The organism is Nocardia sp. NPDC047038, from assembly GCF_040644075.1.
In the GTDB taxonomy this organism is placed as follows: domain Bacteria; phylum Actinomycetota; class Actinomycetes; order Mycobacteriales; family Mycobacteriaceae; genus Nocardia; species Nocardia sichangensis.
Genome location: NZ_JBEYVQ010000014.1, coordinates 13,658 through 32,858, shown reverse-complemented (window position 1 = coordinate 32,858; position 19,201 = coordinate 13,658). Strand labels below are relative to the sequence as shown.

General features: G+C 68.2%; 14 protein-coding genes and 1 pseudogene. 6 read left to right on the top strand and 9 right to left on the bottom strand.

Features of this window, described 5'->3' with window-relative positions; translation table 11 throughout:
- Positions 1 to 16: 16 nt before the first annotated feature.
- The 4 genes from ABZ824_RS31365 to ABZ824_RS31350 form a co-directional block, all read right to left on the bottom strand.
- A complete protein-coding gene (locus ABZ824_RS31365; protein WP_356967459.1) occupies positions 17 to 2,407 on the bottom strand; it encodes an aerobic carbon-monoxide dehydrogenase large subunit in 2,391 nt (796 codons plus the stop codon).
- Entirely contained in the window at positions 2,404 to 2,922 is a 519-nt protein-coding gene (locus ABZ824_RS31360) for a (2Fe-2S)-binding protein (RefSeq protein ID WP_355074262.1), read from the bottom strand. The genes ABZ824_RS31365 and ABZ824_RS31360 overlap by 4 nt, the downstream gene beginning before the upstream one ends.
- 2 nt (positions 2,923 to 2,924) lie before the next feature.
- Positions 2,925 to 3,815, bottom strand: coding sequence for a xanthine dehydrogenase family protein subunit M (locus tag ABZ824_RS31355; protein WP_356967456.1), 891 nt, complete (start codon positions 3,813 to 3,815; stop codon positions 2,925 to 2,927).
- Between the two features lie 80 nt (positions 3,816 to 3,895).
- Positions 3,896 to 5,029, bottom strand: coding sequence for an XdhC/CoxI family protein (locus ABZ824_RS31350; RefSeq protein WP_356967454.1), 1,134 nt, complete (start codon positions 5,027 to 5,029; stop codon positions 3,896 to 3,898).
- Positions 5,030 to 5,093: 64 nt separating this feature from the next.
- On the opposite strand from ABZ824_RS31350, the gene ABZ824_RS31345 reads away from it, so the two are divergent.
- A complete protein-coding gene (locus ABZ824_RS31345) occupies positions 5,094 to 6,050 on the top strand; it encodes a LysR family transcriptional regulator (protein WP_356967452.1) in 957 nt (318 codons plus the stop codon).
- 129 nt (positions 6,051 to 6,179) lie between these two features.
- Here ABZ824_RS31345 and ABZ824_RS31340 read toward each other — a convergent pair whose 3' ends face one another.
- Positions 6,180 to 6,515 (bottom strand): hypothetical protein, encoded by a 336-nt coding sequence (locus ABZ824_RS31340; RefSeq protein WP_356967450.1) that lies wholly within the window; start codon positions 6,513 to 6,515, stop codon positions 6,180 to 6,182.
- A 68-nt stretch (positions 6,516 to 6,583) separates the two neighbouring features.
- Between ABZ824_RS31340 and ABZ824_RS31335 the strand changes: the two genes are divergently transcribed.
- Complete coding sequence (locus ABZ824_RS31335) at positions 6,584 to 6,787, top strand: phosphatidylserine decarboxylase (RefSeq protein WP_356967448.1); 204 nt, start codon at positions 6,584 to 6,586, stop codon at positions 6,785 to 6,787.
- A 263-nt stretch (positions 6,788 to 7,050) separates the two neighbouring features.
- Here ABZ824_RS31335 and ABZ824_RS31330 read toward each other — a convergent pair whose 3' ends face one another.
- Complete coding sequence (locus ABZ824_RS31330) at positions 7,051 to 8,028, bottom strand: ADP-ribosylglycohydrolase family protein (protein WP_356967447.1); 978 nt, start codon at positions 8,026 to 8,028, stop codon at positions 7,051 to 7,053.
- A 332-nt stretch (positions 8,029 to 8,360) separates the two neighbouring features.
- On the opposite strand from ABZ824_RS31330, the pseudogene ABZ824_RS31325 reads away from it, so the two are divergent.
- From ABZ824_RS31325 to ABZ824_RS31315, 3 genes and pseudogenes are all read left to right on the top strand, one after another.
- A pseudogene (locus ABZ824_RS31325) lies at positions 8,361 to 8,591 on the top strand (helix-turn-helix domain-containing protein); the annotation flags it as partial.
- Positions 8,592 to 8,603: 12 nt separating this feature from the next.
- Complete coding sequence (locus ABZ824_RS31320; RefSeq protein ID WP_356967677.1) at positions 8,604 to 9,095, top strand: TetR/AcrR family transcriptional regulator C-terminal domain-containing protein; 492 nt, start codon at positions 8,604 to 8,606, stop codon at positions 9,093 to 9,095.
- Positions 9,096 to 9,945: 850 nt separating this feature from the next.
- Positions 9,946 to 15,402 carry a carboxyl transferase domain-containing protein gene (locus ABZ824_RS31315; protein WP_356967445.1) on the top strand — a complete coding sequence of 1,819 codons (5,457 nt, stop codon included), beginning with the start codon at positions 9,946 to 9,948 and terminating at the stop codon, positions 15,400 to 15,402.
- A 185-nt stretch (positions 15,403 to 15,587) separates the two neighbouring features.
- Here the strand turns inward: ABZ824_RS31315 and ABZ824_RS31310 are convergent, their stop codons facing one another.
- On the bottom strand, positions 15,588 to 16,472 hold the full coding sequence (locus ABZ824_RS31310; protein WP_355074249.1) for a universal stress protein: 885 nt from the start codon (positions 16,470 to 16,472) through the stop codon (positions 15,588 to 15,590).
- A gap of 252 nt (positions 16,473 to 16,724) precedes the next feature.
- Positions 16,725 to 17,363: a hypothetical protein gene (locus ABZ824_RS31305; protein ID WP_356967443.1), complete on the bottom strand. Its 639-nt coding sequence runs from the start codon at positions 17,361 to 17,363 to the stop codon at positions 16,725 to 16,727.
- Positions 17,364 to 17,927: 564 nt separating this feature from the next.
- Between ABZ824_RS31305 and ABZ824_RS31300 the strand changes: the two genes are divergently transcribed.
- Entirely contained in the window at positions 17,928 to 18,578 is a 651-nt protein-coding gene (locus ABZ824_RS31300) for a hypothetical protein (RefSeq protein ID WP_356967441.1), read from the top strand.
- Positions 18,579 to 18,639: 61 nt separating this feature from the next.
- Here ABZ824_RS31300 and ABZ824_RS31295 read toward each other — a convergent pair whose 3' ends face one another.
- Complete coding sequence (locus ABZ824_RS31295; protein WP_356967439.1) at positions 18,640 to 19,143, bottom strand: FAD-binding oxidoreductase; 504 nt, start codon at positions 19,141 to 19,143, stop codon at positions 18,640 to 18,642.
- Positions 19,144 to 19,201: the final 58 nt, after the last annotated feature.

Genomic DNA, 19,201 nt, shown 5'->3' with positions numbered 1-19,201 from the left:
ATCGCTCCCGCCCCACTCAGACGGGCGGTGTGGCCCGGCCCTGCATCGCTTCCCAGACTCGCGACGGCGTCAGCGGCATGTCGGCGTGCCGAACCTTGTAGGGCGCCAATGCGTCCACCACCGCGTTGACCACTGCCGCCGGTGATCCGACGGTCGCCGATTCGCCGATACCTTTCGCGCCGATCGGGTGGTGCGGCGAAGGAGTGACCGTGTACCCGGTCTCGAAATGCGGAACTTCGAGCGCCGTCGGGATGAGGTAGTCCATCAGGGATCCGCCGAGGCAGTTGCCGTCCTCGTCGAAGGCGATGATCTCCATCAGCGCCATGCCGATGCCGTCGGTGATGCCGCCGTGCACCTGACCCTCGATGATCATCGGATTGATCCGGGTCCCGCAGTCGTCGACGGCGAGGAAGCGCCGGACCTTCACCACGGCCGTCCCCGGGTCGACATCGACGACGCAGAAGTACGCGCCATAGGGGTAGGTGAGATTCGCCGGGTTATAACAGATCTGCGCGTCGAGTCCGCCCTCGATACCCTCCGGCAGATCACCCGCGCCGTGTGCTCGCATCGCGATCTGCTGGATCGTGACGGCCGCGGACGGGTCGCCTTTGACGTGGAACAAGCCCTTCTCCCACTCCAGATCGGCGACGGATACTTCGAGCATGCCGGACGCGATGATCCGGGCCTTGTCGCGCACCTTCCGCGCCACCAGCGCGGCGGCGGCGCCCGAGACCGGAGTCGAGCGGCTGCCGTAGGTGCCGAGGCCGAACGGGGTCTGATCGGTGTCGCCGTGGACGACGTCGATGTCGTCCGGCGGTATCCCGAGCTCCTCGGCGACGATCTGGGCGAACGTCGTCTCATGTCCCTGCCCCTGGGTCTGCACCGACAGCCGCACAACGGCTTTGCCGGTCGGGTGGACCCGCAGCTCACACCCGTCGGCCATCCCGAGCCCGAGGATGTCCATATCCTTGCGCGGTCCCGCGCCGGCGGCTTCGGTGAAGAAAGCCATCCCGATGCCCATCAACTCACCGCGGGCGCGCTTTTCCCGCTGTTCCTCTCGCAGGGCGTCGTATCCGATCATGTCCATCGCCAAGCGCATGGTCTTCTCGTAGTCACCGGAGTCGTAAACCCAACCGGTCTTGCTGGTGTACGGGAACTGTTCGGGCCGGAGCAGATTGCGCAGCCGCAGCTGCGCCGGATCCATCTTCAGTTCCTGCGCGAGGCAATCCACCAACCGCTCGACGAAGTAGACGGCCTCGGTGATCCGGAACGAGCACGCGTAGGCGACGCCGCCGGGGGCCTTGTTCGTGTAGACCGCGGTCATCTTGCAGTAGGCGGCTTCGATGTCGTAGCTGCCGGTGAAGACACCGAAGAAGCCGGCCGGATACTTCAACGGCGCGGCCGTGCCGTTGAACGCGCCGTGATCGGCGAGCACGGTGGACCGGATGGCCAGGATCTTGCCGTCGGCGTCGGCGGCGATCTCACCGAGCATGATGTAGTCGCGGGCGAAACCTGTGCTGGTCAGGTTCTCGCTGCGATCCTCCATCCATTTGACCGGTTTGCCCAGTAGCAGCGACCCGACGATGGCGCAGACGTATCCCGGGTAGATGGGCACCTTGTTGCCGAACCCGCCGCCGATATCGGGTGCGATGACCCGGATCTTGTGCTCGGGCAGCCCGGCCACCATCGCGTAGATCGTGCGGTGGGCGTGCGGCGCCTGACTCGTCGACCACAGGGTGAGCTTGCCGGTCACCGGATCGAGATCCGCGACGGCGCCGCAGGTTTCCATCGGGGCGGGATGCACGCGCGGATAGACGATCTCCTGCTCGACGACGACGTCCGCGCGGGCGAACACCGCCTCGGTCGCGGCGGCGTCACCGGTCTCCCAGTCGAAGCAGTGGTTGTCCCGCTTGTCCTCGAGATCGTCTCGGATCACCGGCATCTCGGGCGAGAGCGCGGTCCGGGCATCGATCACCGGAGGGAGCATGTCGTACTCGACGTCGATGAGTTCCAGCGCGTCACGCGCGGCGTAGCGGTCCTCCGCGACGACGAAGGCCACCTCCTGGCCTTGGAACCGGACCTTGTCGGTCGCCAGCACCGCCTGCACGTCGTTGGAAAGCGTCGGCATCCAGGCCAGTCCCTTGGCGGCGAGGTCCGCGCCGGTGACGACCGCCTTCACCTTCGGATGCGCCTGTGCCGCGGAGACGTCGACGCTCACGATCCGCGCGTGCGCGAACGGCGAACGCAGGATCGCCATATGCAGCATGCCGGGCAGTTGGACGTCGTCGACGAAATTGCCGCGTCCGCGGATGAACCGGGGATCCTCCTTGCGGAGCATCCTGCCGTGCCCGCACGGCCTGCGGTCGTTGTCGACGCGGTCTTCCGGCCGGGATTCGACGGCGGTCATGATGTACTCCCTACCGGCGCCGCGGTGGGCGCGGGTTCCGGCTCCGCCGCTTCGCCCCGTTGCTTAGCCGCGGCCCACTGGATCGACCGCACGATGGTGGTGTATCCGGTGCAGCGGCAGATCTGGCCCGAGATCGCCTCCCGGATGGTTTGCTCGTCGGGGTCCGGGTTGCGGTCGAGTAGTGCCCGGGCCGTGATCATCATCCCGGGCGTGCAGAATCCGCACTGCAGCCCGTGACACTGCATGAAGCCTTCTTGCACGGGATCGAGCTTGCCGTCGACCTCGAGTCCCTCGACGGTGCGCACCGAACGCCCACCGGCCATGACGGCCAGCATCGTGCACGACTTCACCGGTTCGCCGTCCACCTCCACGACACAGGTGCCGCAGTTGCTGGTGTCGCATCCCCAGTGGGTTCCGGTGAGCCGCAACTGGTCTCGTAGGAAGTGCACGAGCAGGGTGCGCGGCTCGACGTCGGCGCTCACCTGCTCGCCGTTGACGGTCATGGTTACCTGCATGGCTAGTTCCCTCTCAGCGCGGAATCGTTCAGTACGCGCTCGACCGCGGTGCGCAGCGCGCGGATCGTCAGTTCGGAGGCGAGGTGGCGCTTGTAGTCCGCGCTGCCACGCGAATCGGAAGCGGGTGAGCACGCCGCGCTCGCCCGGCGGCCCACCTCCGCGAAGATCTCTTCGGTGGGCGGCTCACCGATGAGCAGGTCCGACGCGGCGGCCAATGCCGCGGGATCGGGGTCGACCGCCGTCAGGCCGATCCGTGCGGCCGCGATCGCACCGTCGCGCAGTGTCACCGTCGCGCCTGCCGCCGCGATCGCCCAGTCGCCGACCCGGCGTTCCACTTTCCGGTACGCACTGGAAGTCCGATGCCGCACCGGGATTCGGATCTCGATCAAAAGCTCGTTTCGCGTCATGGCGGTCTCGTACGGGCCGACCAGGAAGTCGTCCATCGCGATCTCCCGGTCGCCGGACGGTCCGCGCACCAGGCAGGTGGCGCCGAGAACCGTGCAGACCGTGGTCAGATCTTCGGCGGGATCGGCCTGGCACAGCGAGCCGCCGATCGTGCCGCGGTTGCGCACGACCGGGTCGGCGATCACGCGCTCGGCGTCACGGAAGATCGGGCACACCGCGGCGAGATCGTCGGATTCGAGCAGATGCCGGTGCCGCACCATCGCGCCGATGCGCACCAGGGTGGGATCGGTGACTATATAGCCCAGCTCGGCAGCCAGGTCGTTGATGTCGATGAGATATTCCGGATTGGCCAGGCGCAGTTTCATCATCGGCAACAGGCTGTGCCCGCCCGCGATGATGCGCGCCTCCTCTCCGAGCCGGTCCAGGAGTCCGACGGCGTGATCCACGCCCGTCGCGCGCTCGTATTCGAATGGTCCGGGCACCTGCATGTGACCCACCTCACATTCATGGGGAGAAGCTCAGCTTCTGCGCCGCTGAGCTGGGGGTCAAGACCGGATTAAGTAATCACTTAATCGGCTGTCGGCGCGGTGTGGTGAATCCGTCCGCCGGTTCCGGTCAGCGAACGGCCGTGCCCGCCCCAGCGCCGCGCGATGATCTCGGCCGCGATGGACACCGCCGTCTCTTCCGGCGTACGGCCGCCCAGGTCCAGCCCGATCGGGCTGGCGAGCCGGGCGAGTTGCTCCTCGGTGAGGCCGGCCTGCCGCAGGCGGGCCTGCCGCTGGTCGTGCGTGCGGCGCGACCCCATGGCGCCGACATAACCGATCTGCGGCGCCCGCAGGGCCACTTCGAGCAGCGGAACGTCGAACTTGGGATCGTGGGTCAGCACGCAGACGACGGTCCGCGCATCGACCGCGCCTGCCGCGATCTGCGCGGCCAGGTAGCGGTGCGGCCAGTCGACGACGACCTCGTCTGCGGTCGGGAACCGGGCCGAGGTGGCGAAGATCGGCCGCGCGTCGCATACGGTCACCCGGTACCCGAGGAAGGATCCCTGCTGCGCCACGGCGGCGGCGAAATCGATGGCCCCGAACACAAGCATCCGCGGCTGCCTGGCATGACTGGCGACGAAAACCGCCATGCCCTCGCCGCGACGCTGTCCGTCCGGGCCATAGGACAGCACCTCGCTGCGGCCCGCCGCGAGCAACCCGGCCGCGTCATCGATCACCGCGTCGTCGGTGCGCGCCGACCCCAGCGTGCCGCGCGCGTCACTCGGCCGGATCAGCAGCCGCCGCCCGATCCGGCCGGGGTCCGGGTGCTCGATGACGGTCGCGATCGCGACCGGCCGGTGCTCGGCGATGTCCGCGGCCACCTCGCCGAGCTCCGGAAACGTCTTCCGTGAGATCGGTTCGACGAAGATGTCGATGATGCCGCCGCAGGTGAGGCCGACGGCGAACGCGTCGTCATCGGAGAACCCGAACCGCTGCAACACCGGAAGGCCGGTGCGCACGACATCGGTGGCGAGTTCGTAGACCGCGCCTTCGACGCAGCCGCCGGAGACCGACCCGCCGACCGTCCCGTCCGGGGCGACGACCATGGCGGCGCCTGGCGGTCGCGGCGCCGAGCGGAAGGTGCGTACGACCGTCGCGACCCCAGCCGTGCCCCCGGCGTTCCACGTTGCCATCAGATCCGTGAGCACGTCCTGCATGATGCGTCCTCCGGGCGCGATACGGCGGTAGGCACCGCGTCCACCTCCAAACTAGACTCGGATCGTGACGCCCGCCCAGCTTCGGGCCTACTCGACCGTGGTGCGGCTCGGCTCCGTCCATGCGGCGGCCAGAGAGCTGGGGATGTCCGACGCCGGTGTCTCGTTGCACATCGCCCAGCTGCGCAAAGAACTCGACGACCCGTTGTTCACCCGCGCCGCCGCGGGGCTGGCCTTCACGCCCGGCGGATTGCGCTTGGCCAGCCGGGCCATCGAGATCCTCGGACTGCAACGGCAGACCGCGATCGAGGTGAGCGAAGCCGCCCATGGCCGACGGCTGCTGCGCATCGCGGCATCGAGCGCGTTCGCCGAACATGCCGCGCCCGGCCTCATCGACTTGTTCGCGGCGCGGGCGAAGGATCTGGCGGTCGAGCTGAGCGTGCACCCCACCAGCCGGTTCCGCGGTCTGATCGAGACCCGTGCGGTGGACATCGCGCTCGGGCCCGGGCCGGAGAACGCCGACACGGCCATCGCCGCCCGGCCGTTCCTGAAGTATCAGATCATCTCGGTCGCGCGCCCCGACAGCCCTCTGGCGGGCGCCGCCGCACCTCCGGCGCTGCTGCGGGAGCAGCCGTGGATGCTGGGTCCCAGCGCGGGCAGTGTGGACGGGCACATCGCGACGATGCTGCGCGAGTTGGCGGTACCCGAATCCCATCAGCGGATCTTCCAGAGCGACGCCGCCGCTCTGGAAGAGGTCCGCCGGGTCGGAGGCATCACCCCGACGATCGGTTTCGCCGTGGCCGCCGATCTCGCGGCCGGTCGGTTGATCCACGTCAAGGGACCAGGGCTCCAGGTATCCGACGAGTGGTGCGCCACCACGTTGCCGCCCGATTCCCGCCAGCCCGCGGTGTCGGAACTGCTGCGGTTCATCGCCACCCCGCGATGCATCCAGGCGATGATCCGTGGGTCCGGCGTGGGCGTCACGCGGTTTCGCCCGAAAGTGCATGTGACCCTGTGGAGTTGAAACCGCGACTGCTGCGCACCGTTGACGGGATGCTTCGCCTCGAGTCCGCACGACGGCCTCGATGGCGGAGTCGATGTTGTCGGCGATGCGGAACGTCTGGCCGCCGCGGGCCGCGACGTAGAGTTGGGTTTATCCGGCCGGCAGGAGGCTGATGTGAGCGAGCCGGACAGGATCATCCAGCATTTGCGGCGGGCACTCGGCGAGGAGCAAGGCCTTGCCGCCCGGCTCGAGCAGTCGTTGGTTCAGGCCCGCGCATCCGCGCAGCCACAGCTGGACCCCGCGCTTTTCGCGGCGCTGGATTGGCCGCAGAATCTCGAGCAGTACGAGGCCTACCTGGAGCGTTTCCTTCGCTGGGTGCCCGTGGAATCCGATGCGCCCGCCTGGACCGCACCCGCGCCGGAGCGGGGTGACGCAGGTGAGGTCACCGATCGGATGTGCCACTTCTTCTGGCTCGTCGACCAGCACGTGGGCGATGACCAGACGGCGATCGCCGAGTCTTCGGCGGCCGCATCGTCGCGGTCGTTTGCGTCGGCATGTCCCACGTGGGTTCGGTCGTGCTCACCGCGGTCGAGAACAGGCAGATGGAGAAGGGGCAGCAGTTCGGCTACTTCCAGTTCGGCGGCTCCGACATCATCCTCCTCTTCCAGAACAAGCTCGATCTGCACGTGAACACCGACGACGACTACCGGCTCGTCGGATCACCCGCAGCGCACTTCGCGTCGGCGACCAACCGCTGACGCGCGGCTGGACGATGACGAAACCGATATCGGGAACAGACGCATTCCGGGCCGGCCTCATGCGCCACCGAGAAAGCATCGGGCCGTCCAAGGGCACAGGACATCGCTCACGTCACCGCATGATCGGCGCCGCTCGGTTGAAAAGCTTTGCGACCACGAGGCTCTGGGCCGCGACCGGTGCGGCGGGCGCCAGGGTAGGGGAGGAAGTACGACGGGGGAGTGGCGTCTTGGTGTTGGGGATCCACGGCGTCAGCTGGTTGTTCTCACGACGCGCCGGACAGCCACTTCCGGAAGCGGCCGGAAACGGAATCTTTGCGCCGTGGTGGTCGGCGGGTGGGGTCGAACCAGCCGGGCAACGGTTCTCGCGCGGCGAGCCAGGTTCGCGGCACTCCTCCGAGCGGGCCGGGGTGCGCGTCGGTGCCGGTGTGGGCGGCGACGATTCCGCCGACGATGGCGCTCGTGGTGTCGATATCGCCGTCCGCGGCGATACACGTGGTGATCGCGGCCGGGTAGTCGTCGAGATGCGTCGCCGCTACCCAGATCGTGAACGGCACCGTGTTCTGCGCGGTGACCAGGGATCCGTTGCCGAGTTCGTCCGCTGCCTCCTTCGCGGAGGCCTCGAGCAGACTGCGAGCACGGCGAATCAGGCGGGTCGTCTCGCCGTCGTCGAGGCGGTCGAGGACGCCGGTGATGAAATCCGCTGGCGTGGGCCGACTTCCGCGTAGGCGAGCGTGAGCGGCCTGACCGGCCGCGAGCGCCACCGCGACCGCGCCGAGGACGCCTTCCGGATGCAGATGCGTCACCTGCGCCGACCGCGCCGCTTCGGCGGCGATCTTCTCCGGATCGTCGGCGTAGAAGGCGCCGAGCGGAGCGACCCGCATGGCCGCACCGTTTCCACAGGATCCCTGGTGGTCGAACACGGCTCCGGCCGCCTCCCGCCAGTGCACGCCGTCGCGGATTCGGCGCAATGTGTCGACCGCCAGGAAGCCGTAGTCACGGCTCGGGTCGAATCGGCGCGCGAACGCGGCGGCGAGCCGATCCTGGTCGATCCCACCGCGACCGATGAGTTCGGCAACCACGGTGCAGGCCATTTCGGTGTCGTCGGTCCACCCGCACTGCCGGGCCGGGAGATTGCCGGCCCGAAGATCCGGAATCGACCGGCCCATGATGGGAAATTCCGCTCCCAGCGCGTCTCCCACGGACAGTCCATCGAGTGAATCGAGCATCAACTCAACATGCATCGCGTCTGAGGGTAGCCATCCGAAACGGCGGTGCATACGAATGCGCAGGCTGGGCCGTACCTGAACCGAGCGCTGACGGTGGAACGCCCAGCTGGGCGAGATGGGTGAATTCGCTGCCGGCGGGCGCACGGGCCATTTGCATGTTCATACTTAGATATGCGCATCGAGATATGTATCACCACGTAGAGCCGTTGACGGCAATACAGCGCTTGTCCTAGCCTCGGCGAGGTGAACAATGATCACCCGGCGGTCGTAAACACTTCCGTCTCGTGTTCGGGAGATCTGGACGGCCTCCGCTTCGTAGATGTCCGTGGGGTGACTCGACGGCTCGTATGTGTCGATCACGTGGGGGGAGGCACTCGCCGCGCCCTTGGGCCTGCTCGCGGCGCGGGATCGGCGCGATAGCGATGACCAAGCGCGGGTTGACCCGGGATCGTCTGGCCGACATCGCTCACGATTACGTCTCCGAGAACGGTCTGGACGCGCTCACGATGCGACGGCTGGCGGCCGCGGCTGGGGTGACGCCCGGTGCGTTGTACAAGCATTTACGGGACCGGAAGGATCTCCAGCGTGCGATGGCCGACACCATTTTCCGGGCCGTCGACCTGTCGGATATCGACCTCGGCAACCCCGATGTCGCTCAGGCGATGATCTGCTGTCGGCGTATTCGTGCGGCGATACTTCGTTTCCGTGAGGGAGGGCGCGTCGTCGCGGGCTCGTACTCGCCTTCGCCGGAGACCATCAGAGTCTCCAGTACGCTGACGACACTCCTCCGCGGTGTGGTTCTGCCGCAGTTCGGCGTCGGCGAGATCGTTTTGGTATTGCGTTCCTACATCACGGGTTTCGTCATCGAGGAACAGGCCTATCTCGAACTGAGCAACGCGGGCGAGTGGGATTCCCTGGTGGCGCGAATTTCGACCGGTGATCATGCCCGGCAGGAGGGCGTCGACGATGTCCTCGCGATTATGACCGGTGATCGGGATCTGAGGTTCACGGACGGATTGCGCGCTGTTCTCTACGGCAAGGTTCGAGATTCGGCGAACATCCTTGCCTCGGTGCATAGCTGACCGCAGTGTCGGCTTCGGCCGAATCGACGGGCGCGGCCGCACCATGGCTGATCGGCTCAACCGGTTCGCGGTCTGTCCGGACGTCGACGCATCGGCGAAGGCGGTGCGCTTCATACGCATCTGCGACCTGTGGGATCACGATCGTCACCCTGGTCGGCGCGCCAGGTCTCCTACCGGGTGCAGGGTGGCAGCGCGACGGGGTGAATCGGCATACGAGCCTTTTGTATGCCTACGGTAAAGCCGAGGTCGGGAAGATCGCGATCGGAACGCGCTACGGCGGGCGCATCGAGTCATTTGCTCCGTACCCCGGGTGAGGAGGTGAACCCGGGACAACTACGCGGTTCCTCGTCACGGGGTCGTCCGGTGGGTCGCGAAGTGGCAGGTTCCCCGTTCGTGGGAGGGGAGACGTCTGCGAAAGGGAGACGCCGTTCGCGTGCAGGTTGCGGCGCCACAGCTCTCGGTACTCGCTAAAATATTCGAAACCGACCAGTAATTCGCGTTTCTGGTTTCGTAGCGGAATCCGACGACGCGAGCGTACGCGAGGCGAAAAGATTGACGCGGCACCGGCCTGCCTCTAACCTTCGCGTGGTGAACGATGCTTACCATGCGGCGTCGGGGTGGCCGTCGCAGGTATCGCCATCTCTGCGACCGACGGCTGCCGGATCACTCCACGCTTCCGTGACCGTCGCAGTCGGCAGCGGGCTACCCGGCGCGCTTGCCCCGCACCCCGCGCGACGATACGGCCGAGTAACCACCGGACAGGTGTAATTGCACCGACCGGATGTGCGACAAAGGGTATCCACCCTTTGCCCGTCGACCGGGCCACAACTTCGGAGAGGAAGGACGGCGAGTGTTCAGCCGCATCGCCATTGTGAACCGGGGAGAGGCCGCCATGCGCCTCATCCACGCGGTCCGAGACCTGGCCGCGGAAACGGCACGTTCGATCGAGACCATCGCCTTCTACACCGATGTCGATCGCAACGCGACGTTCGTGCGCGAGGCCGATATCACCTATGACCTCGGCCCGGCCTCCGCGCGACCGTACCTGGATCTGAAGGCGCTCGAACGGGCGCTGGTGGCGACCCGGGCCGACGCCGCGTGGGTCGGCTGGGGCTTCGTCGCCGAAGATCCGGCGTTCGCCGAGTTGTGCGACCAGATCGGCGTGACCTTCATCGGTCCGGATGCCGAGGCGATGCGCAAACTCGGCGACAAGATCGGCGCGAAGCTCATCGCCGAAGAGGTCGGCGTACCGGTCGCGCCGTGGAGCCGCGGCCCGGTCGAGACCGTCGACGACGCGCTCGCCTCCGCCGCCGACATCGGCTACCCGCTCATGCTGAAAGCGACCGCGGGCGGCGGCGGGCGCGGTATTCGCGTTGTCACCGACGAGGCCGAGTTGGTCGACGCCTACGAACGCACCCGGCAGGAGGCCGCCCGCGCGTTCGGCAGTGGTGTGGTGTTCCTCGAACGGCTCGTCACCGGCGCCCGCCATGTCGAGGTTCAGGTGATCGCGGACGGTCAGGGCACCGCTTGGGCGCTGGGTGTGCGCGACTGCTCGGTGCAGCGGCGCAACCAGAAGGTCATCGAGGAGTCCGCGTCACCGGTGCTGCGGCCCGAGCAGGTCACCGAGCTCAAGGCCTCGGCCGAGCGCCTGGCGGTCGCGGTCGGTTACCGCGGCGCGGCGACCGTCGAGTTCCTCTATCACCCCGGTGACGAGCTGTTCGCGTTCCTCGAGGTCAACACCCGGCTGCAGGTCGAGCACCCGATCACCGAGCAGACCACCGGTTTCGACCTGGTTCGCGCGCAACTGGCGGTGGCTTCGGGTGAACGGCTCGAGGGCGAGCCGCCCGCCGAGCGTGGGCACGCCATCGAAGCGCGGCTCAACGCCGAGGACCCCGACCGCGACTTCGCTCCCGCGCCGGGCCGGATCGCCCGCTTGGACCTGCCCGCGGGGCCGGGTATTCGGGTCGACACCGGTGTCAGTGAAGGCGATGTCATCCCCGCCGATTTCGATTCGATGATCGCCAAGATCATCGCTTACGGCCGCGACCGGTCCGAGGCGCTGGGTAGGTTGCGCCGGGCCGTCGGGCAGACCCGGGTGATCATCGAGGGCGGCGCTACGAACAAGAGTTTCGTCCTCGAACTGCTGGACCAGCCCGAGGTGATCGACGCGAGCGCCGACACCGGCTGGATCGACCGAGTGCGCGGACAGGGTCGTCTCGTCTCGCACCGCAACTCCGCCGTCGCGCTCGCGGCCGCCGCCATCGATGCCTACGAGGAAGAGGAACGGGCCGAGCGGGACCGCCTGCTGTCCACCGCCGCGGGCGGTCGTCCCCTGGTGCAGCACCACGCGGGCCGACCGCTCGACCTCAAATTGCGCGGAGTCGGCTATCGGGTGCGCGTGGCCCGTACCGGCGCGCATCGGTTCCGCATCGGCATCGAGGCGGGCGAGGACATCCGCACCGCCGATGTCGACCTGGTCCGCTATGACCGGCATTCCGGCCAGATCGTGGTCAACGGCACCGCCTTCCGCGTCACCGCGGGCACGCACGGGCCGATCCACGTGGTCGACGTCGATGGTGTTACCCACCGGGTGAGCCGGGACGAGGGCGGCGTCGTCCGCTCACCCGCACCCGCGCTCGTGGTCGCCACGCCGCTGCAGGTCGGCGACGAGGTCGAGGCCAACGCGCCGCTGCTGGTGCTGGAGAGCATGAAGATGGAGACGGTGCTGCGCGCACCGTTCAAGGCGCGGCTGAAGGAATGCGCCGTCTCGGTCGGTACCCAGGTGGAGACCGGGGCGCCGCTGCTGCGGCTGGAGCGCCTGGTGGACGACGCGGTCGAGGAGACCGCGGCCGTCGGGTCGGTCGAACTGGACCTGCCCGCCGGGGATGCGCAGGCTCATCCGCACGAGCGGATCGTCCGACGGTCGCAGGACCTGCGCGGCCTGCTGCTCGGTTTCGACGTCGATCCGCACGACGACCGCCGGGTGCTGACGGATTACCTCGATGCCCGCCGTATCGCCGTCGCGGACGACCGCAGGCCGCTGGCGGAGGAACTCGAGCTCATCGACGTGTTCACCGACCTCGCCGAGTTGAGCCACAACCGGCCGTCGGGTGAGGACGCCCAAGGGCATGTCCACAGTGCCCGCGAGTACTTCCACACCTACCTGCAGAGCCTGGACGTCGAACGGGCCGGACTGCCGGAATCGTTCAAGAGCAAGCTCGCGCGGGCGCTCGGCCACTACGGCGTGTCCGATTTGGAACGTACCCCCGAGCTCGAGGCCGCGGTCTTCCGGATCTTCCTCGCCCAGCAACGCACCGACACCGTCGCGGTCGTGACGGCACTGCTGCGGGAGTGGCTGGGCGAGCGGATGCCCGATCGAGCCCTGCGCGAACCGGTCGGTCTGGCACTGGAACGGCTGGTCGCCGCGACCCAGGTGCATTTCCCCGTCGTCGCCGATCTCGCTCGCGGTCTGGTGTTCGGCTGGTACGGCCAGCCGTTGCTGCGGCGTAATCGCGCCCGCGTGTACACCAATGTCCGCCGGTCCCTGCGGTACCTGGACACCCATCCCGACGCGTCCGATCGCGCGGAGCGTATCTCCGACATGGTCCGCAGCACCGAACCGCTGGTGCGGTTGCTGGGCCAGCGGCTGGTGCGCGGCAGCGACGACAACACGGCGATGCTCGAGGTGCTGACCCGCCGGTACTACGGCAACAAGGGCCTCACCGGCGTCCGCACCCACGATGTCGACGGATGCCGCTACCTGATCGCCGACCGCGACGGTGCGAGCCTGGTGTCCGCCGCGGTGCGCTTCGACGCGCTCGGCGCCGCGGTGCGCGGGCTGGCCGAACTGACCGGCGACGCGGTGTCGATCGACGCCGACATCTACCTCAGCTGGGAGAAGCAGCCCGCCGACTTCGACGCCATGGCCGCGGCTTTGCACTCGGTGCTCAGCGCGCAGCCGCTGCCGAAGCAGGTGCACCGGATCACCGCGACGGTCGCGGGCAGCAACGGCGCGGTCATGCATCACCACTTCACCTTCCGCCCGTCGGCCACCGGCCCGGCCGAGGAAAGGCTGATCCGCGGCCTGCATCCGTACATCGCGCAGCGGATGCAAATGGAGCGGCTGCGCAAGTTCGATCTGACGCGACTGCCGTCGTCCGACGACGAGGAGATCTATCTGTTCCGGTGCGTCGCGAAGGACAATCCGGCCGACGACCGGCTCATCGCGTTCGCCCAGGTGCGGGACCTGACCGCGCTGCGCGAACACGACGGACGGCTGCTCGCGCTGCCGACCGCCGAGAGCACGATCGCCACCTGCCTCGACTCGATCCGCCGGGCGCAGTCGCAGCGGCCGTCGGCGAAGCGGCTCAACACCAATCGCATCGTGATGTACGTCTGGCCGCCGCTGGATGTCACCCGCGCCGAGCTCGAGCGGATCGGCGGGCATGTGCTGCCGACGACCGCGGGCGCCGGACTCGAGGAGATCGTGCTCATCGCGCGGGAACGCGACGCGGACACCGGCGAGTTGACGAAGGTTGCCATCCGGATCAGTTTCGATGCCGCGGGCGGCACCGTGGTGACCTTCGGCGAGCCGTCCGACGAACCGATCGAACCGCTCGACGCTTATCGGCAGAAGGTGCTGCGCGCCGCGGGCCGCAATGCGGTGTACCCCTACGAATTGACCGGCCTGCTCGGCGATTTCACCGAATACGACCTCGACAGCGACCACACGCTGGTCCCGGTCGACCGGCCGAAGGGGCGCAATACCGCCGCGATCGTCGCCGGCGTCATCACCACGGCCACCCCGAAACACCCGGAGGGCGTCACGCGGGTGGTGCTGCTCGGCGACCCGACGAAAGCATTGGGCGCGCTGTCGGAACCGGAGTGCAGGCGGGTGATCGCCGCACTGGACCTGGCCGAGCGCCTGGAGGTGCCGCTGGAGTGGTACGCGCTGTCGGCGGGCGCTCGCATCTCGATGGAATCGGGCACCGAGAACATGGACTGGGTGGCGGCCGCGCTCAAGCGGATCGTCGAATTCACCCAGGCGGGCCGCGAGATCAACATCGTGGTCGCGGGCATCAATGTCGGAGCCCAGCCGTACTGGAACGCCGAGGCGACCATGCTCATGCACACCAAGGGCATCCTGGTGATGACGCCGGATTCGGCCATGGTGCTCACCGGTAAGCAGGCGCTGGACTTCTCCGGCGGCGTGTCGGCCGAGGACAACTTCGGCATCGGCGGCTACGACCGGGTCATGGGTCCGAACGGACAGGCGCAGTACTGGGCGCCGAACCTGGCCGCGGCGCGCGACATCCTGATGGCGCACTACGACCACACCTACATCGTCCCTGGTGAGCAGGCGCCGCGGCGGTCGCAGACCAGCGATCCCATCGATCGCGACATCTCCGATTTCCCGCACGTCCTGGCGGGCAGCGACTTCGCCACCGTCGGCGAGATCTTCTCCGCCACCGCGAATCCGGACCGGAAGAAGCCGTTCGACATCCGCACGGTGATGCGCGCGGTCGCCGACCAGGACCACCCCGTGCTGGAGCGCTGGGCGGGCATGGCCGACGCCGAGACCGCCGTCGTGCAGGACGCGCATCTGGGCGGAATCCCGGTGTGCCTGCTGGGCATCGAGTCCAGGGGCGTGCCGCGGCACGGTTTTCCGCCCACCGACGGCCCGGACACCTACACCGCGGGCACGCTGTTCCCCCGGTCGTCGAAGAAGGCCGCGCGGGCGATCAACGCCGCGAGCGGCAACCGTCCGCTGGTGGTGCTGGCGAACCTGTCGGGCTTCGACGGGTCGCCGGAGTCGATGCGCAAGTTGCAGTTGGAGTACGGCGCCGAGATCGGCCGTGCGATCGTCAACTTCGACGGTCCGATCGTGTTCTGCGTGATCTCCCGCTATCACGGTGGCGCGTTCGTCGTCTTCTCGAAGGCGTTGAACCCGAACATGACCGTCCTGGCGCTGGAAGGCTCGTTCGCCTCGGTGCTCGGCGGCGCGCCCGCCGCGGCGGCGGTGTTCTCCGGTGACGTCGCCACCCGCACCACGGCCGACCCGCGGGTGCAGGAGCTGGAGGTGCGCGTCGCCAACGCGGCCGGTACCGACCGCGCCACTCTGAGCGCCGAACTGGACGAACTGCGCTCCTCGGTGCGCGCGGAGAAACTCGGTGAAGTGGCCGCGGAGTTCGACCGCATCCACAACATCCAGCGCGCCGTCGAAGTCGGCTCTGTCGATGCGGTCATCCGCGCCGATGAACTGCGGCTTCGCGTCATCGAAGCCATCCAGGAGCGCCTGGACGGCTGACGGCGGGCGGGCTGCGTCCTCGGCGGGCGGCGGCTGGACGGTCGGTTGTGCTCGATAGCGGCACAATCCGATCGGCAGTCGTCGCCCGCCCTCGTGTGCGAACTCCGCTACGGGCCCACGGCTCCCCGTGGTGCACCGTGAATCGGTAGCGTTGACGGTCCGTCGACCGCGGTGGCGGTGCCCGTCTATCGCCGGTTCCGGGGGTGCCGCGCAAAGCTCGCCGGTCTGGTGACGATCACCGGCACCTGCGCCCCGTGTAGTACGGCTCTACTGACCGAACCGAGCGGCATCGCGGAGAATTCGTCGTGCCCGCGGCTGCCGACGACGATCGACCGCGCTTTCTCGCCCGCCTCGAGCAGTCGCCTGGCGGGGTGGTCCTCGACCACGACACGCCTCACCGTCACCTCCGGATACGCCTCGCTGTACCCTGCCAAACTCCGGTCGAGCAATCCCTCGCCACCCTCCCGCGATTCGATGAGCGAGCCGGGGAAGCCGGACAACGCGTGGACCGCAACGAGATCGGCGCCGCGAAACGCCGCTTCGTCGAAAGCCAAGGAGACGGCTGCCGCGCTGCTCGTGGAGGCATCGACGCCGACGACGACAGGCCCGTCGCCGTGCTCGACGCCACGGGGAACGACGGCAACGGGGCATCCCGCCTGCCGCGCCAGCGCGGTGCTCAGCGATCCCAGCATCGCGCGGCTGAACGCGCCGAGGTCATGGGCGCCGACCACGAGCAGCCGCGCGGTCTCGGATCGGCGGCGCAGAACCGGAACGGGGGCGGCGTTGGTCAACTCCGCGGTCACGTCGATCCGATTGATCGGAGCGGATTCGGCGATGGCCGTGGCGTACGCGATCTCCAACGCGTCCGGGCCGCCCCAGCGATAGCTGCCGGGAGCGGACGGCCCGAACTCGACGCCGGAACCGTGGTCGCCGAGGCCACCGGTCAGGTAGACGAGGTGCAGCGGTGCGTGGCGGTGGGCGGCGTCGATGGCGGCCCAGCGCACGGCGGCAAGCGCCACCTCGGAACCGTCGACACCCGCGAGGATCGGAGCCTTGCTCGAAGTGAACATGGGTTCTCCTCCGGTTCGCATGCGGGGGCCGTTGTCGGGCCGGGTCGAGATCGTGGTGGCGTACCTGCGAGTGTCCGTCTCCTCGGCGAGGCGGCAGTAGAGCAACCGGTAGCCAGCGGCGAAGGACCAAGGTCCCGCTCTTGCACGCGGCGGGAGCCGCCTTCCCCGCGGCGACCTCTGCGGCGAAGTCGCGGAGCACGATGGTGCGTTCGAGCCTCGGCGACGGGTGATACATCCGCTGGCCTCGCGGAATCAAGGGCGGTGCCGAGGCAGACGGGTACGGGCGCGACTACGGGAAACGGGTAGTCGGCTACTCGCGTCGGCAGGTCGAGGAGAGCGAAGGCTCGACTGCATCCTCGGGAGCATGCCTGTCTCGGGGGAGGTGATCATGAGAAACGATTCGCGAGTATTCCTTGTCGCGGCGGCCGTAGCGGGACTGCTCGGCGCGGTGTCGGTACCGGTCGCGGCACCGGAGCCGGTTACCACCGTGCCCAACCCGTCGCCGGTCACGTCGCAACCCGCTTGGCCGAACAGCACGCCCACGGATGACTGGCTGCCCAAGACTACGCGGTCCGATTGGACGACCACCCCGACGACGCCGGAGACCACGACGGGGAAACGGGAGTCCACAACCACGACGACAAGGCCGGAACCGACAACCACGACGAAACCGGAACCGACAACCACGACGAAACCGGAACCGACAACCACGACGACAAAGCCGGAGTCCACAACCACGACGCAACCGAGTCCGACGACGACCACGACGACGAAACCGGTCCGGACAACCGCGCCGCCACCGAGTTCCGGTCCGTCCCCCGTACCGACCGAGAGTTCGGCCGTGCTTCCCGCACCCCTTCTCACCGCTCCGGCCACTGCCGAACGCGGCACTGTGATCACTGTGCACGGCGAACGCTGGCCCTGCGACCTGGTTCGGGTGCTTCCGGACTGGTCCGCGGCGGTGACCGCCCAGGCTCAGGGCGGTTCGTTCGATGCTCGCGTCGATGTGCCACAGGGAGCCGCACTGGGTCTGCACTCCATCCCCGCCGCCTGTTCGGGAACCTCTCAGCGCATTGTCGCGAAGACGTCCGTGGAGATATCACCCGCGCGGCTCGTCCCCACATCCAACGGACCCGGAATCCCGGAACCGCCCGGCGAGCCTCCGCCTCCTCCGGGACAAGCCGATGGGGGCAATCCGGACACCGGCCCCATCGGCATAGTGGGCCTCGGAGGGTTCCTCCTTGCCCTCGGTGCCGCGGCGTTGGTCATACGGGGTCGCGGGAAACGCCCGGGCAGCGCGTCGCACGACGAGGATCCGCATCTGCCACAGGTACATGTGCGTGTGGTCGCGGACGTCCCCCCATCCATCCACGTTCGCCAGGTCGCCCGCGCTCCCGACGTCCGGGTGCGGCTGCGGGCCTGCGAGCCATGGCTGAATGTCAAGGAGGTATTCGGATGACAAGTCCAGCGTTGATCAGGGCTCGGACAGTACTGTTCCAGAACGCTCCGCACGATGTCGGTGTGGGCGAGTTGGCCGAGTGCCTGCACGAAAGGGGCGCCGAACACTTGGCACTGCGCCGGGCGCCGGGCGTGGCCGCGCTACTGGAGTCGGCGGCGCTGCACGAGGTGGCCGAGACGATAGATGGGCTGCTCGAGGTCGACTTGGGCACTGTCGCGATCGAGGGTTGGCGCCGCTACGACCGGCTACGCATGGCGGCGATGCGTACAAGTGCGGGCGGAGCCGAGCAGGTGACGCTGTTCGAACACGAGATCACCCAGACCTACCATCCGTGCCTGGATGTCACCATCGACGGAAATACGGTGGGGGAGTTCACGATCGAACTCTGTGTCGCGCTACTGCTCCAGCCGCTCGCCGCCACCGTTCGCAACGGCATGCTGGTGGCGCTCGGCCCCGGCGATTGCACCGTGACGGTATCGATCGGCGCGCCGGAGCTCGGGCCGATCATGAAACGCCAACGTACGCTGCACACGGCGACCATGATCGACCTCCGATGGCCCATCCCGCTCGTCGAGCAGCCCGGAGCCTCGTCGGTCGATCGCGTGCACCGGGTGCGTCCGCCGCAATCGCGGTGGACCGGCGGGTGATGAAAAAGTATGGACGTCAGGGCATGTCGCCGCCCGGGCCTTCACCGGCCGGGCCGTGCTCTCATTCCGCCGAGCCGGACGCGCGGCGAGAGCTGTCGATCGTGCAACTGACATGAGTGGACGGCTTGGGGCCGACCATCAGGCCGGTGGATGCCAACTCGGTGTTGAGCCGGTCGAGCGCGATGCCCGGCTCGACCACGGCGGTGGCGGCGGCACGGTCCACCGACACCACACGCGTGCAGTATTTGCTCCGGTCCATGACGATCGCCGCGTTGCGGCATTGCCCGGCCAGGCTCGTGCCGCCACCACGCGACACCACCGGCACGTCGTGAGCGCGACAGACGGCGACCGCCATGGCCGCGTCCTCCGGTGTGCGCGGCACGACCACCCCGAGGGGGACGGCGCGATAGTTCGACGCATCCGTCGAGTACGTCGCGCGGCTTCCTGAGTCGAATCGAACCTCGCCGTAGATCCGCTCGGTGAGTTCCGCGCGCAGTGCCTCCAACGGCCATTGGGAACGACCGGAAGCGCTGTGATGGCCGGGCAATTGAAGCGAACGCGCCATTTCGGGCACATCCTCTCGACGACGGCAGGTGAGCATCGGAACAGACGAGAACACCGCG

Bases quoted from the DNA above. Each gene is read 5' to 3' on its own strand.
- ABZ824_RS31355 (WP_356967456.1), bottom strand. From the start codon at position 3,815: ATGCAGGTGCCCGGACCATTCGAATACGAGCGCGCGACGGGCGTGGAT.
- ABZ824_RS31365 (WP_356967459.1), bottom strand. From the start codon at position 2,407: ATGACCGCCGTCGAATCCCGGCCGGAAGACCGCGTCGACAACGACCGC.
- ABZ824_RS31335 (WP_356967448.1), top strand. From the start codon at position 6,584: ATGTCCCACGTGGGTTCGGTCGTGCTCACCGCGGTCGAGAACAGGCAG.
- ABZ824_RS31310 (WP_355074249.1), bottom strand. From the start codon at position 16,472: ATGTTCACTTCGAGCAAGGCTCCGATCCTCGCGGGTGTCGACGGTTCC.
- ABZ824_RS31330 (WP_356967447.1), bottom strand. From the start codon at position 8,028: ATGCATGTTGAGTTGATGCTCGATTCACTCGATGGACTGTCCGTGGGA.
- ABZ824_RS31300 (WP_356967441.1), top strand. From the start codon at position 17,928: ATGACAAGTCCAGCGTTGATCAGGGCTCGGACAGTACTGTTCCAGAAC.
- ABZ824_RS31295 (WP_356967439.1), bottom strand. From the start codon at position 19,143: ATGGCGCGTTCGCTTCAATTGCCCGGCCATCACAGCGCTTCCGGTCGT.
- ABZ824_RS31320 (WP_356967677.1), top strand. From the start codon at position 8,604: ATGGCCGACACCATTTTCCGGGCCGTCGACCTGTCGGATATCGACCTC.
- ABZ824_RS31360 (WP_355074262.1), bottom strand. From the start codon at position 2,922: ATGCAGGTAACCATGACCGTCAACGGCGAGCAGGTGAGCGCCGACGTC.
- ABZ824_RS31350 (WP_356967454.1), bottom strand. From the start codon at position 5,029: ATGCAGGACGTGCTCACGGATCTGATGGCAACGTGGAACGCCGGGGGC.